12 protein-coding genes are annotated in these 13,149 nt (G+C 57.8%); 8 read left to right on the top strand and 4 right to left on the bottom strand.

Annotated features, from left to right (window positions below; translation table 11 throughout):
- Positions 1-218 precede the first annotated feature (218 nt).
- Positions 219-788 carry a DJ-1/PfpI family protein gene (locus JFU11_RS13110; RefSeq protein WP_201060827.1) on the top strand — a complete coding sequence of 190 codons (570 nt, stop codon included), beginning with the start codon at positions 219-221 and terminating at the stop codon, positions 786-788.
- A gap of 349 nt (positions 789-1,137) precedes the next feature.
- On the opposite strand, the gene JFU11_RS28095 is transcribed toward JFU11_RS13110, so the two are convergent.
- Positions 1,138-1,536: a hypothetical protein gene (locus JFU11_RS28095; protein WP_242483604.1), complete on the bottom strand. Its 399-nt coding sequence runs from the start codon at positions 1,534-1,536 to the stop codon at positions 1,138-1,140.
- A 382-nt stretch (positions 1,537-1,918) separates the two neighbouring features.
- Between JFU11_RS28095 and JFU11_RS13105 the strand changes: the two genes are divergently transcribed.
- Entirely contained in the window at positions 1,919-2,686 is a 768-nt protein-coding gene (locus tag JFU11_RS13105) for a tetratricopeptide repeat protein (protein WP_123722163.1), read from the top strand.
- Positions 2,687-2,812: 126 nt separating this feature from the next.
- On the opposite strand, the gene JFU11_RS13100 is transcribed toward JFU11_RS13105, so the two are convergent.
- The gene (locus JFU11_RS13100; RefSeq protein WP_201060826.1) at positions 2,813-4,402 is read right to left on the bottom strand and encodes a winged helix-turn-helix domain-containing protein; all 1,590 of its coding nucleotides are present in this window, start codon (positions 4,400-4,402) and stop codon (positions 2,813-2,815) included.
- 255 nt (positions 4,403-4,657) lie between these two features.
- Between JFU11_RS13100 and JFU11_RS13095 the strand changes: the two genes are divergently transcribed.
- The 4 genes from JFU11_RS13095 (at position 4,658) to JFU11_RS13080 (ending at position 8,655) form a co-directional block, all read left to right on the top strand.
- Positions 4,658-5,410, top strand: coding sequence for an SDR family oxidoreductase (locus JFU11_RS13095; protein ID WP_201060825.1), 753 nt, complete (start codon positions 4,658-4,660; stop codon positions 5,408-5,410).
- A 43-nt stretch (positions 5,411-5,453) separates the two neighbouring features.
- The gene (locus JFU11_RS13090; protein ID WP_201060824.1) at positions 5,454-5,867 is read left to right on the top strand and encodes a cupin domain-containing protein; all 414 of its coding nucleotides are present in this window, start codon (positions 5,454-5,456) and stop codon (positions 5,865-5,867) included.
- 98 nt (positions 5,868-5,965) lie between these two features.
- Entirely contained in the window at positions 5,966-7,063 is a 1,098-nt protein-coding gene (locus tag JFU11_RS13085; protein WP_201060823.1) for an HlyD family secretion protein, read from the top strand.
- The gene (locus tag JFU11_RS13080) at positions 7,060-8,655 is read left to right on the top strand and encodes a DHA2 family efflux MFS transporter permease subunit (protein ID WP_123722168.1); all 1,596 of its coding nucleotides are present in this window, start codon (positions 7,060-7,062) and stop codon (positions 8,653-8,655) included. Before JFU11_RS13085 ends, JFU11_RS13080 begins: the two co-directional genes overlap by 4 nt.
- A 92-nt stretch (positions 8,656-8,747) precedes the next feature.
- Here JFU11_RS13080 and proP read toward each other — a convergent pair whose 3' ends face one another.
- Both proP and JFU11_RS13070 read right to left on the bottom strand, forming a co-directional pair.
- Positions 8,748-10,250 (bottom strand): glycine betaine/L-proline transporter ProP, encoded by a 1,503-nt coding sequence (proP, locus tag JFU11_RS13075; RefSeq protein WP_201087410.1) that lies wholly within the window; start codon positions 10,248-10,250, stop codon positions 8,748-8,750.
- 175 nt (positions 10,251-10,425) lie between these two features.
- Positions 10,426-11,040 (bottom strand): NAD(P)H-dependent oxidoreductase, encoded by a 615-nt coding sequence (locus JFU11_RS13070; protein WP_123722170.1) that lies wholly within the window; start codon positions 11,038-11,040, stop codon positions 10,426-10,428.
- A 139-nt stretch (positions 11,041-11,179) separates the two neighbouring features.
- Between JFU11_RS13070 and JFU11_RS13065 the strand changes: the two genes are divergently transcribed.
- Positions 11,180-12,079 carry a LysR family transcriptional regulator gene (locus tag JFU11_RS13065; RefSeq protein ID WP_201060821.1) on the top strand — a complete coding sequence of 300 codons (900 nt, stop codon included), beginning with the start codon at positions 11,180-11,182 and terminating at the stop codon, positions 12,077-12,079.
- Positions 12,080-12,287: 208 nt separating this feature from the next.
- On the top strand, positions 12,288-12,599 hold the full coding sequence (locus tag JFU11_RS13060; protein ID WP_201060820.1) for a hypothetical protein: 312 nt from the start codon (positions 12,288-12,290) through the stop codon (positions 12,597-12,599).
- Positions 12,600-13,149: the final 550 nt, after the last annotated feature.

The following is a 13,149-nucleotide window of genomic DNA, read 5'->3' as shown; positions in this document are numbered from 1 at the left end:
TAGACTCCCTACCAATTTCTGCTGCAGAAGCAGGTAAAAATGTTCACGCGAGCGCAACAAACTAATAACGAATGTCTCGTTATTCTCATCGACCAGGGGTTAGCTGTCCTTTCTCAAAATTTGCGGGCGTCGCGACAGGCAGAAAACGACCCGAAGCAGCCATTGAGATCTATTTGTTATCGCTTTATGTTGGTCGTTTCCATGGAGGATTCTGACTGATGGCACGCGTGGGCTTGATACTGACACCCGGTTTTGCGGACTGGGAATACGCTTTCATTGCAGGGACCGCGTCCCCGTTTTACGGGATCGATGTTAGGTTTTTCGCCTCTGCTACGGGGCAGTTCCGCTCGCAGGGGGGACTGGCTGTAACTGTGGATAGCAACTTGCAACAATGCCTGGACTGGAAGCCGGACGTTGTTGTCGTCATCGGTGGAATGATCTGGGAGCATGCAGATGCACCGGATATTCGGGACTTTCTTCATGCTAGTCGTACAAGTGGAGCGACAATTGCCGGTATCTGTGGGGGAACGCTGGCGCTTGCGAGGGCCGGGCTTCTCGACACGATTCCTCATACCTCGAACAGCGCTGACTTCTTACAACAGAATGTCGTAGATTATGAAGGGCGCACGCTTTATCGAAACAGTCCAGTAGCTGTGATTGCAGACCGCATCATAACTGCTCCAGGCCCTGCGCCCGTAAGCTTCACCTGCGCAGTGTTCGAAGCTGCCGGGCTATCTTCAGAGATTATTTCTCAGTTCAGGTCAATGTTGGCAGCGGAACACGGGTGAATCGGGTGTTGGATCAGGTTGATCCGCAGGAGTAGGTGAGGGCGTTGTTTCAGCTTGATGTGTAGTAAGAAGCTCTGTCCCATTCAGGTGAGGCGGGGCTTTTTTGTTTTTCAGATCGGAAGATCAAAAGATCGCAGCCTTCGGCAGCTCCTACGGTCAGCCATTCGCAGTTCACCGAACCACAGTCACTCAGGCAACCCAGCCAGCCGCAACCCATCAGCAAACCGCGCAAAATCCTTGGTGCAAAAAGGGGACTGATATATTTCCTTCGAAATAAATCAGTCCCCTTTTCCGAAGTTTGGCGGAGCATCGCCCGTGTTGCCGGCGGATTTGATCCCGTGGCGTCGCACTAGCGACGATAGTAGCGGTGATCGTCTTCGTAGCGGTGCCGCATGGCCCGATCTTGACGGCGTTCCCAATCACGATGGCGTTCTGCTTCTCGGCGGGCTTGCTCTCTACGCCAGTTATCTCTACGCCAGTCGTCTCGGCGCCAATGGTCTCTACGATCGTGCCGACGGTGTTCATGCCAGTATCGGTCATCATGGGCAAGCAACGGCCCTGGCTGCTTATCGGCCATACTGGCCAAGGTCGGCCAAGGGTTGCCGGCAGACTGGACCGGAACCTGAACTACTGCGACTTCAGTTGCGATAATAGGGGTTGAGGTCTTCATCTGCGTTGCTGATGCCGAGCCCACTGCCGCGAATGCGAACAGGCCGAAGAGCACCATCCGTGGGTCATGGAATTTCATGAGCGAAGGCAACCTCTGATTGATAACTGGGCGTGTGGCCATCTGACTGCGGAAGCCTGCGGGTTCGCGCTTACCGAGCGGATGTGCCTATCCAAATAGACCGATAAATAAGGAAAAGTTCTAGGGGGCCGCTGCTTAAATAGCGAACGGCATTCGCTATCTCGATGTCCACTTTTGGCCGCTTTTTGCCCTGCGTGAAGTGCAGTAACAGATCATGCTTAGATGTTGGGGTGGTTAAAAAATGATACTGGTTGCGACGGCTGTTGCAGCAGGAACTTCAGGGTATTGGCCAGGTCAATAGCGGCCCTATATCGGGAATGCCGAGCAGCGCTGTGGTCTGTTTTACGGCAGTGCCTGCGAGTTCAGTCGAGTCCGCCCCCTGATGCCAACCAAGAGTTTTCTGCCCGGCCTCATCCTGGTGTTCTGCACCGTCGCGTCGTTTTGTTCTGTCGCTGCCGAGCGAAGAGCGCCCGCGCAAAGCAACAGCGCATCAACCGCCCTGATCGAAACAGCCTCGCGGCAGTATGAAAATGGCCAATTGGACCAGGCCGCCGCCACGCTGGAGCGCGCCCTGCATATCCAGCCGAACAATCCCGCGACTCTGCATTACCTCGGTGTGTTGCGTCTTCAGCAGGGGGAGTACCAGCAGGCTGAAACCTTGGCGGTGCGCTCGAACATGCGGGTTGGTCGCAACGTCGAGTTACGCAACCGCAACTTCCAATTGATCCAGGCGGCGCAGCAGGCCCAGTCTTCGGGGACCCCACCCAATGCCAAAGAGGATCTGGTCGCGGTACAGAAGGGGCTGGAAGAGGAGACCCAAAGGCGCCGCGAAGTGGAAATGGCGGCTGTTGAGCAATCCACTCCGGACACTGGGCGCGACGCTGGCAACTTCGCTAGCGCAGAGACAGATCGGGTTTCGGATGCACCGACGGCTGGCAGAGCCGGGCCCGAAGGAAAATTGCAAATGGCTAATGTCGAGCCAGAGCGGGCATACGCTGAGGTTGAGATTCCCCGCGGCCATATGCCGCCTCCGGGCAAATGCCGAATCTGGTTTCCTGATCGTCCGCCGGGGCATCAGCCTGCACCCGGCAAATGCAAGAAGCTGCGATATCGAGTTCCCTCAGGAGCCTACCTGGTGCGCGGTTTCTGAATGTCCAAATCTGGCCGACCATTTGTCCCGAAACTTGCGCTTGCTCGGTGAGGTTCAAGACGGTATCTACGGTAGGGAATTCCCGCGTTGGTTTTAGCAAGCCATTCGCAGTTCACCGGGCCGCAGTCACTCAGGCAACCCAGCCAGCCGCAACCCATCAGCGAACCGCGCAAAATCCTCAGGACGCTGGATTGGCAGCCAGTCTTTCAGGTTAGAAACACGCAAGGACGGATCCAGCTCGTGCAAACGCTGCATCGCCTGCTTCGCTTTGTCCATGCGTCCGCTGAGTGCATGACTGGCCGCGATCAGGGCAACCGATGCCAGGAGGCAGGGCAGGTTCCTCAGCGCCTTTTCCGCCCAGTCAGAAGCGGCATCGAAGCGCCCGGCGACGAAGTGCGCGAGCGCCATCCCGACTTGCATCCTGAACACTTCCGGATCCAGCGGACTCAAGCGAACGGCATGGGTCAAGTGCTCGATGGCGGCGTCTGTTTCACCGCGCAGTGCGCGCAGGATGCCGCCCAGGAACCAGGCGGGGGCGAGGTTGGGGTTGAGCAGGCGTGCCCGGTCGAGCAGGGCAATGCCGCCATCGACATCGCCGGCGAGATGGGCAAGTGCATGTCCGCCTCGCGTCAGCGCCACCGCATCATCCCGGCCGAGCTCCACCGCCAAACGCGCAAGTCGTGCGCCCTCGGCGATTTCTTGAGTCCGATCGGTCATCCAGCCATTCAACTTGCGCCAGAAGTGGCACCAGGCTGCCATGCCATAGGCCGATGCAAACTCCGGATCGAGCTCGATGGCCTTGTAGAACAACGGCAGCGCTTGCTCGATGGCTTCGCGGGTGCCGTTGTGCAGTTTGGCCATTCCGCGCAGGTAATAGTCGTATGCGTCCAGGCTTTCCGTCGGTTTGCGTTTGGCGCGCTCGATTTCCGCCCGTTCCAGCTGCGGTGCTATGGCTCCGACGACGCTTTCGGCGATTTGATCCTGCAGCTCGAAGATGTCGTGGAGCGTTCCTTCGAAGCGCTCCGCCCAGATATGCGTCCCGGTCGTCGCGTCGATCAGCTGCCCGGTGATGCGTACCTTGTTCCCGGACTTGCGCACGCTACCTTCCAGCACGTAGCGCACGCCGAGCGTCTGGCCGACGCCTTGGACGTCCACGTCCCGACCCTTGTAGGTAAAGCTCGAATTACGCGCGATGACGAATAGCCAGCGGATACGCGACAGGGCGGCGATGATGTCCTCTACCATGCCGTCGGCGAAATATTCCTGCTCCGGATCACCGCTCAGATTTTGGAAGGGCAAGACGGTAATGGAGGGTTTGTCCGGCAGGACGAGCGTGGGCGGGGGCGTTTGTTTCAGGTCCACGGTCGTCGGTTCTTCGATGTCAGACTGTCGTGTTTCCCCGACCTCATCCACCTTGATCTCGCCGACGAAGCGGTAGCCCTTACGGGCGACCGTGCGCACCAGGCGCTGCTCCTCGCCGGTATCGCCGATGGCCTTGCGCACCGCATTGATGTGGCTGGTGATGGTCGATTCCGAGACGATCCGACCGCTCCACACGGCCTTGAGCAGGTCGTCCTTGCTCATGACGCGATCGCGGTTGCTGACGAGCTGCAGCAATAGATCGAAGACCTGCGGCCCGACAGTCACGACTTGCCCGCGCAAGGTCAGTTCCCGGCGCTGCTGATCGAGCACGTAGTCTTCAAACACGAATGGCAAGGTGAGAATCCCCTGGTCGAGCGCCCTCGACTCCGTGTCCGAGCTGGCTATTGATAGGTGGTATCGAATAATACGACAGCGTGTAACCCGCTGCACCGTCCAAAAGGGATGCCAGTCGCACACGGTTTCTTTGGACGAAAAACCAAGCTTCCCTCAAGGCAAACCCAAGGCCGGTACAAGGACTTCCCTGACGCGCGCAGGCACTCTCGATCTACATCGACGGCAATGGTTGCAGTCGAGAAGCGGAGAGAAACCATGAAGATCGTCATCATTGGAGGCACCGGCCTCATCGGATCGAAACTTGTGAATAACCTCCGCGAGCGCGGCCATGACGTGCTCGCAGCCGCCCCCAGCACGGCCGTGAACAGCATCACCCGCGAGGGCCTGGCCCAGGCGATGGATGGCACTGATATCGTCGTCGATGTGGCGAACGCGCCTTCGTGGGAAGACCAGGCCGTTCTCGATTTCTTCGAAACGTCGGGCCGTAACCTGCTGGCTGCCGAAGCGGCCGCTGGGGTTCGCCATCACGTTGCCCTGTCGATCGTCGGCAGTGAACGGCTTCCCGAGAATGGCTATTTCCGGGCCAAGGTCGCGCAGGAAAACCTTATCAAGGCGTCCGGCATTCCTTACACCATCCTGCGTGCCACACAGTTCTTCGAGTTTGTCGGCGGCATTGCGCAGGCGGCCAGCGTCGGTGAGGAGATTTGCCTGTCGCCGGCGCTGATCCAGCCGATGGCGTCCGACGACGTGGTGGCGGCGCTCGCCGAGGTCACGCTGGCAGCGCCGGTCAATGGCACGGTCGAAGTCGCCGGTCCCGAGGCCATGCCACTCGACGAACTGGTACGACGCTTCCTGCGGGCCACTCAGGACACGCGCAAGGTCGTGCCGGATGTGCACGCGCGCTACTTCGGTTCGATGCTCGACGATCAATCGCTGACGCCCGGCAAGAACCCACGCCTGGGCGCAATCCGCTTCGAGGACTGGCTCGGTCAGTCGACGGCTCGGTAACGGACCGCGCGCTCACACCATCTACACACCAAGGAGCATTGCCATGTTTACCCGATATCTCTTGGCCGCCGCCTTTGCAGCGCTGTCGATCAGCGCAGCGTCGGCCGCCGAGCCGCACGCAGGCAAGGTGACGGTCGTATTCGACCGCCCGATTCCCAACCTCCCTGGCAAGAGCATGAAGGGCGTGTTGGTCGAGTACGGGCCGGGCGCCGCGTCGCCGTCCCACACCCATCCGAAAACGGCTTTCATTTATGCAACGGTCCTGGAGGGCTCGTTTCACATCAAAGTCAAAGGCCAGCCGGAAAAGATCTACAACGTCGGCGAAAACTTCGTAGAGGAGCCGGGCTCCGTGCACGAAGTCAGCGCCAACGCCAGCGACACGAAACCCGCACGCCTGCTGGCCGTGTTCGTCCTCGACAGCAACGAAAAGGAGCTCGTCACACCCATCAAAAAGTGAACCGATCAACGCGTTCATCGACGCTCGACAGCCGGGCGGCAGGTCACTGTCGTCCTGCGGTTGTTGCAGGTCCTTGGCATTGAACAGGAAACAAGAACATGAACTCGCATCAGGACAAGGCCGCCATTGCCACCGGCGCAAGCGATGAGACCCCTGTCGTGGTGGCGCGGCACAGCAAGAGAAAGATGATCGGCATCCTGCTGTGCATCGGTGCCGTGGCGGTCTTGGCGGGCGGATGGGCCATGGCGTTTTCGAGCGGTTCGATCTCCACCGATAACGCTTATGTGCGCGGCGACCTCACCTCGCTTGCCGCCAAGGTTGCCGGCTATGTCACGGCGGTAGAAGTCGAGGACAACCAGACCGTCCGGACGGGGGATGTCCTGTTCCGGATTGACGATCGGGACTATCGCGCACGGCTTGCGCAGGCAGTGGCCAATGTCAGCGCTGCCGAGGCACGCCTGGCCCATGTCGATGCCGAAACCCGGCTTCAGCGTTCACTGATACGAGAGGCCGAAGCCCAGCGACGCTCGGCCTCCGCCGAGATGAATCTGGCGACCAAAACCCATGATCGCAGCCGCAAACTGATCGTCAGCAACGCCGTCAGCCAAGCCCTCGTCGATGAAACCGGCACGGCACGATCCAGAGCCGAGGCGACGGTCTCGGCAGCTTCGGCAACGGTCGAGGCTCAACAGCAACGCATCACCGTCCTTGTGGCCCAGCGAGAAGCTGCCGTTGCTGCTGTGGCGCAGGCACAGGCCGCGCGCGATCTCGCCCAGATCGATCTCGACAGCACCGTAGTACACGCGCCTGTTGATGGCGTTGTCGGTAACCGTCAGGTCCGCGTCGGCCGGTTCCTTACGCCGGGTGTTTCGTTGCTCGATATCGTGCCGGTCAATGATGTGTGGGTCGTGGCGAACTTCAAGGAAACCCAGCTCGAACATATCCGCCCCGGTCAGCGCGTGCGCATCACTGTCGACGGCTATCCCGACGGCGCACTTGAAGGCGTGGTCGACAGCTTTGCGCCGGGTAGCGGGTCGGCGTTCAGCTTGCTGCCCACAGACAACGCGACAGGAAACTTTGTGCGTGTCGTGCAGCGGGTTCCGGTAAAGATCCGCCTTGCCCATAACCCGTTGCCGGGTCGTATCGTCCCGGGCCTGTCCGCGCGTGTCGAGGTTGCGCAAGGGGAGGGCTCATGAACACGGTTGCCAGCGCCACGCGGAGCAACGCCAGCGCTACGACCGGTGTCCTGCTCATGGCGGGCATCGTGCTTGCCACGCTGACGGAAGCGATCGCCAGCACCGTTCTGTCGCTCGGACGCAGCGACATCATCGGCGACACCTATGCAACGCCTGATGAGTTTGCCTGGTTGGATATCGGCTACATCGCGCTCAAGCTGATCGGGTTCATGATCGCGCCTTGGCTGCTGAAGCGTTTTAATCCGCGTAATGTGATCATCAGCTCAACCCTGGTCATGGGCCTGGCGTGCGGCATTGCCGCCATCACCGCTCGACTGGATCTGCTGGTTGCACTTCGAGTTGTTCAGGGCTTCGCTGGCGGCACCTTGCTGGTCGGGGGGCAGGCGATCATCTTTCGCGCTTTTCCGCGGTCCCTTCAGCCAATCCTCCAAGCCCTGTTTGCCATGGGCTCCGTTGTCGCGCCCGCGACGCTTGCCCCGGCGCTTCAAGGGTGGTTGATCGATAGTCAATCCTGGACATGGATCTTCTTCAGCGTTGTTCCGATTGCCTTGGCGGCTAGCGGATTTGTGTTGATCGCAGGCGGTCCAGTGCCCGCCAAGGTCCGACACCGTCCGTTTGACTGGATCGGCTTCTCGCTGATCTCTGCCACCCTGTTCTGTTTCACCTACGTTCTAAGCCAGGGCAGCCGATGGGACTGGTTCGAGGAGCCTCGCATCCTGTGGCTAACCGTGATCGGCGCAGCCGCTTTGCTGGCATTTCTCGGCCAACAAGTGTTGGCCAAAGGGCAGGGTGTGTTCGACTTTACCCTGTTCAAATCGAGCGATTTTTCCTTCGCCTTTATCGTCAGTTTTGTCGCCGGCGCCGCCTTGTTCGGCAGCGCGTTCCTGATTCCGGCGTTCGCCCTGTCTGTCCTCGGATTCACGCCCACCGATGCCGGTCAGCTGCTGTTGCCCAGTGGCGCGTTTTTTGTCGGCGCGCTTCTCATATCTGCTTGGCTCATGCAGGCCCGCCGCGTTGCGCCGTTCGCCACTGTGCCCTTTGGAATCCTGATGATCATGGTTGCGATGTGGATGCTGTCCGGTTCGACCAGCGAAAGCGGCGCGGACGACATGATGGCGGCCATCCTGTTGCGCGGCCTGGGGCTTGGCTTTCTGTTTCTATCGATCACGCTGATCGCTTTCAGCCACCTCAACAGCCGAAACCTCGCTAGCGGAATAGGCCTTTTCAATACGGGTCGCCAGCTAGGCGGCCTTATTGGAGTCGCAGGGCTCCAGACCCTGATCGACCATAATATCGTCACCAATGCCGTGGTCCTCGGCGCCAACGTCACCCCAGGGGGAGCTGCGATCATCGAACGGATGACGACCACGACAGCCATGCTGAGCGCGAAAGGAATGGATGCAGTGGCCGCTGGCCGGGCAGCGACGAGCCTTCTGGGGCGGTTAGTGACAAGTCAGTCCACGGTGATTGCCTTCGACACAGCGTTCATCGCAGTGGCCCTGCTTTTTGTAATCGCTGCGCCCATTCTGGTCGGCATCAAGATCGGATTCGCGCGATACGAGAAAGTGCGCGCTTCGCGAGCAGTAGCGTGAGACAGCCCCGGCCCGTGAGAAGACCAAATACAAACCGATGGCAAGGAACGCCGACGGTACTGAACTAACAATCAGACTTGGCGCTCTTCACGTCATTCGATTCGCGGATGCTGCTGCACGAGATGCTCACGTTTAGCTTTCAGCTCAGCGATTTCTGCGTCGATGTCCTCGATCTTCTGCTCGATATTGTCGTGATGTTCCTCCAACAGTTCTTGCGCTTCCTCAATATCGGAAGCCGCCGGAGCTGCACCACGCAGCGGTTTGTTCGCTGTTTCTTTCATCGTCACGCCAGTAATCAGACCCACCACGGCAATCACCATCAGGTAGTAGGCCGGCATGTACAGATTTTGCGTGCTTTCCACCAGCCAGGCCACAGCGGCAGGGGTCAAACCTGCGATTAACACCGAGACGTTGAAGGCGCTGGCCAGGGCGCTGTAGCGGATGTGAGTGGGAAACATCGCCGGAAGGGTGGAAGCCATCACGCCGATGAAAAAGTTGAGCAGCACCGCCAGCATCAGCAAGCCGGAAAAGATCAGGCCGATCTTGCCGCTGTTGATCAGCATGAAAGCCGGGATGGCGAGGAAGAATAGACCGACGCTACCGCAGATAATGAAGGGGCGGCGCCCAATCTTGTCGCTGATGAGCCCGATCATCGGCTGGACGAATAACATGCCGACCATGATCGCGATGATGATCAACACGCCGTGATTTTCGCTGTAGTGTAGGTTGTGTGTCAGGTAGCTCGGCATGTAGGTAAGCAGCATGTAGTAGGTGACGTTGGTAGCTACCACTACGCCGATGCAGGTCATCAGACTGCGCCAGTGCTGGGTGGCCACCTCCTTGAAAGACACTTTCGGGCCTCTGGCAAGGCCTTCGCGATCACCCTGCTCCAGTTGCTCGACATGCTGTTGGAACGCCGGTGTTTCTTCCAGCGCGTGACGCAGATAGAGCCCGATCATGCCCAGGGGCAGGGCGAGGAAGAAGGGCAGGCGCCAGCCCCATGCCTCAAACTGCTCTTCGCCCAGAATGGTGGAGATCAGCACGACCAAGCCTGCGCCGAAGACGAAGCCGGCAATCGAGCCGAAGTCCAGCCAGCTGCCAAGGAACCCGCGCTTGCGATCCGGGGCATATTCGGCGACGAAGATCGAGGCGCCGGTGTATTCACCGCCCACTGAAAAACCTTGGGCCATTTTAGCGAGCAGCAGGAGGATCGGCGCCCAGATGCCAATCGATGCATACGATGGAATCAGCCCGATGGCGAAGGTGCTGAGCGACATGATCACGATGGTGGCCGCGAGGACTTTCTGCCGACCGTACTTATCGCCCAACGTACCGAAAAACAAACCGCCAAGGGGTCTGATCAGGAAGGGAACCGAGAAGGTGGCCAACGCGGCAATCATCTGCACACCGGGATCAGCGCCGGGGAAAAATACCTTGCCGAGAACATAGGCAACAAACCCATAGACGCCGAAATCGAACCACTCCATCGCATTGCCGAGTGCAGCGGCCGTGATCGCCTTGCGCATTTTCGCGTCGTCGACAATGGTGATGTCTTCCAATCCGATCGGATTGACGGTTTTCTCACGTGATTTCATGCGAGTCACTCTGTAACTGATCTGTCCAGACGCAAACTGCTGAGCTCCGGTGTGGCGCTGCCCAGACGGGTTTGCCTTTGCCGATGCCATCTTTTTGATGGCACGGCTTCTTACTGATCAGATACAAGAGAACACGAAAAAATTCACATCTCGCCGTTATTTTCTAAGCGCGTGTCTAAACCAGCGACTTTTGAATTTGATGATCAAATGTATCTAGAAAGTCGTGCATGCTGATTTCTCCGAGGTCTACAGCTTTAGCGCCGCCGGCCGCAATAAAGGTGACATCAGTGATACCCAGGACGTTCAGGATCAGTTTCAAATATTGGGTCGCAATGTCACGGTCTTTAATCGGGGAGTCGTTGGTGTATACACCTCCCGAGGCGAGCAGCACCGTTGCCTTTTTACCGGTCACCAGCCCTTTACCATCAAAGCCCAAGGTCAGGCCTTTACGTACCACGTGATCCACCCACGCCTTGAGCGCCGCAGGGACGTTATAGTTGTAGACCGGCGTTGAAATAACCACGTGATCGGTTTCCAGCAACTCGGCCGCAAGCTCATCGGATAGCTGCAACACTGCTTTCATTTCAGGCGAATGTTGGGTTTGTGGGGCGAAGTAAGCCTGTAACCAAGGGGCCGTCACGAACGTAAGCGGAGTGTCCGTTAGATCCCGTATTTTGATGGCGCCCCTAGGGTGTGCAGCTTCCCACGCGGCCACAAATCGGCGAGTGAGCTGCCGGGAGATTGAAGTATCCCCACGTGGGCTGGTTTCAATGGTGAGAAGCCTGGACATGAAAGTAACTCCTGCGCGGTGACGCGGCGGTATGTTTTGCGTTGTCGCTTTAGGCGATGTGCGACACACTCTACCCAATGCGATCTCTACGCAGGAGTGATGTAAATATGATTGAGTCCATCTGTTTAAGTGATGGGGCATGATCGGAAATCTCAGCCTGGATCAGTTGCGGATCCTTGTAACCATTGCTGATACAGGCAGTTTCTCGGCAACGGGACGTCACCTGCGGCGTGCTCAATCTGCCATTAGCCAGTCGATTGCCACACTTGAGTCAGTTCAAGGTGTGAGGCTGTTTGATCGCAGCGGCCATCGTCCAACTCTCACTGAGGTAGGTAGAGTGCTAGTGGTTCAAGCGCGCGCAGTGCTGGTAAGCGCTGCCCAGTTTGAAGCAATGGCCGCAAGTACGGTGGCAGGGGTTGAACCGGAGTTGGCTCTCGCCATAGACCCTTTAGTCCCTAGCGCACCGCTCATTGAAAGCCTCCGCGCTCTCCGTGAGGCTTTTCCGCATCTGGCAGTGAGTTTTTCCACAGAAGGCTTAGGCGGCGCAGAGCGTCGATTACGCAACGGCGATGCGGCACTGGCGCTTTGCACATTGATTCCGACAGTGCCCGACGAAATCACCGCACTGCCGCTGCTCAGCGTCGACTTGAGGCCAGTAGTAGCCAGTGGGCATCCCCTGACTATGTTAGGCCGTCGGGCAACAAGTGCAGACCTCAAGCCTTATGTACAACTGGTTCTTTCCGATCCGGTTTCTCCCGACGGCCCTAGCTATGGGGTGACGGGCAGTCACCAGTGGCGGTTTGTAGATTTGGCACGGCGGCTGGATTTTTTGCTCGCCGGGTTCGGTTGGTGCCGAATGCCAGAGCATCTGATAGCGGATCATCTGGCTTCAGGACGCCTCCTACCACTTGAGTTAACTGCCGAACTTCAGCGCACACCAGACACACTTACGATCTACGCAGCGCACATGCAAAATTGCTCTTTAGGGAAAGCAGGCCGATGGCTTCTGAATGATCTGACCCGTCGTCTGTGCATGTGACGATACGAAGACGACTAACGTTAGCGGTTTGGTTATCCCGTTGGCCAAGGTGATTTTTTGAGGCCGACCGTTTTTAATTATTTTGCGATCTGGATCGCGGTGAACGATTCCCGCCAGTCGCGAGAGGCTGAAAACGACCCAAAGCGGTCATCTCCGCGTTCCAGTATTATTATGCCGATACTCGGACTGTTTATAGGTAGTTTGATCCATGGCCAGAAGCGTTAGGCTTCAAAAAAAACTTCATACACTGCATCTGATGGAGACAGCTGACGAGGTGGTACTTGATGATAGCCTTGTTGGAAAGCTATGGGCGCTCAATCAAGGTGACAGATTTGAGTTGAATTCAGCCTCCTTCAGTTCTGCAGCTGTTCAAAAGTACCGCTTGGAATACGTGATAACGAGAGGCCCTATTCCTGGGCACTGGCTGTACACAAAATTTGACCCAGAGGAACTTGTATTATTTTTTACGGCAAAAGACTTTAACGGCATTTGCCATGGCTGGACGCTGTTTGACGAGTGACAACCTCAGTTTTAGCACTCTGAGAGGCAGCTTCGGGTCGATTTCAGCCGATTCCGACAGGCAGTTATTGGCCGATTCCTGTCTGTCACAAAGGGCTGCTATCGACCCTTAGCTGCCCTTCGCAGAGGGCAGCAAACGGCCAGAAGCGGACGCTGGACAGCGCACGACAGCATGTCTCTGAGATCGCAATCCAACGTCATTAACGATGCTGATCACATGTCTACGCCCAGGCTATCCGCTAACGCCCTCAGCTTCAGTGTTACGGCGATGATCTCGTCTTTCGTCATTCCACAATATGTAGGGAGTGATTCGGACGGAATGTGCTGCGCGAGAGCTGGCCCACATGCAATGAGATACCTAAGCTCTCGCTTGGTCACCGTGAGGTTTACACATTCAATATCGGAAAGATCGTCCATTCAAATCCCAAGCGAACCCAGAGCTGTCGTTAATCCACATTTATACGCCTGCGCCTCACAATCTGTCAGTGATGTTCCCAACCACCTTTGGCTAATTGTGCTTTCTGACACTGTCCGCTTTGGGTCGAAAGCAG

This window comes from Pseudomonas sp. TH37 (assembly GCF_016650735.1).
GTDB classification, from domain to species: Bacteria; Pseudomonadota; Gammaproteobacteria; order Pseudomonadales; family Pseudomonadaceae; genus Aquipseudomonas; species Aquipseudomonas farris.
Note: the sequence above shows the minus strand (reverse complement) of the source record. Positions and strands in the feature narration are given on the sequence as shown.

Excerpts from the sequence above, each read along its gene's own strand:
- JFU11_RS13095 (WP_201060825.1), top strand. The coding sequence starts at position 4,658 with ATGAAGATCGTCATCATTGGAGGCACCGGCCTCATCGGATCGAAACTT.
- JFU11_RS13090 (WP_201060824.1), top strand. The coding sequence starts at position 5,454 with ATGTTTACCCGATATCTCTTGGCCGCCGCCTTTGCAGCGCTGTCGATC.
- JFU11_RS13105 (WP_123722163.1), top strand. The coding sequence starts at position 1,919 with ATGCCAACCAAGAGTTTTCTGCCCGGCCTCATCCTGGTGTTCTGCACC.
- JFU11_RS28095 (WP_242483604.1), bottom strand. The coding sequence starts at position 1,536 with ATGAAATTCCATGACCCACGGATGGTGCTCTTCGGCCTGTTCGCATTC.
- JFU11_RS13085 (WP_201060823.1), top strand. The coding sequence starts at position 5,966 with ATGAACTCGCATCAGGACAAGGCCGCCATTGCCACCGGCGCAAGCGAT.
- proP (WP_201087410.1), bottom strand. The coding sequence starts at position 10,250 with ATGAAATCACGTGAGAAAACCGTCAATCCGATCGGATTGGAAGACATC.
- JFU11_RS13065 (WP_201060821.1), top strand. The coding sequence starts at position 11,180 with ATGATCGGAAATCTCAGCCTGGATCAGTTGCGGATCCTTGTAACCATT.
- JFU11_RS13070 (WP_123722170.1), bottom strand. The coding sequence starts at position 11,040 with ATGTCCAGGCTTCTCACCATTGAAACCAGCCCACGTGGGGATACTTCA.
- JFU11_RS13110 (WP_201060827.1), top strand. The coding sequence starts at position 219 with ATGGCACGCGTGGGCTTGATACTGACACCCGGTTTTGCGGACTGGGAA.
- JFU11_RS13060 (WP_201060820.1), top strand. The coding sequence starts at position 12,288 with ATGGCCAGAAGCGTTAGGCTTCAAAAAAAACTTCATACACTGCATCTG.
- JFU11_RS13080 (WP_123722168.1), top strand. The coding sequence starts at position 7,060 with ATGAACACGGTTGCCAGCGCCACGCGGAGCAACGCCAGCGCTACGACC.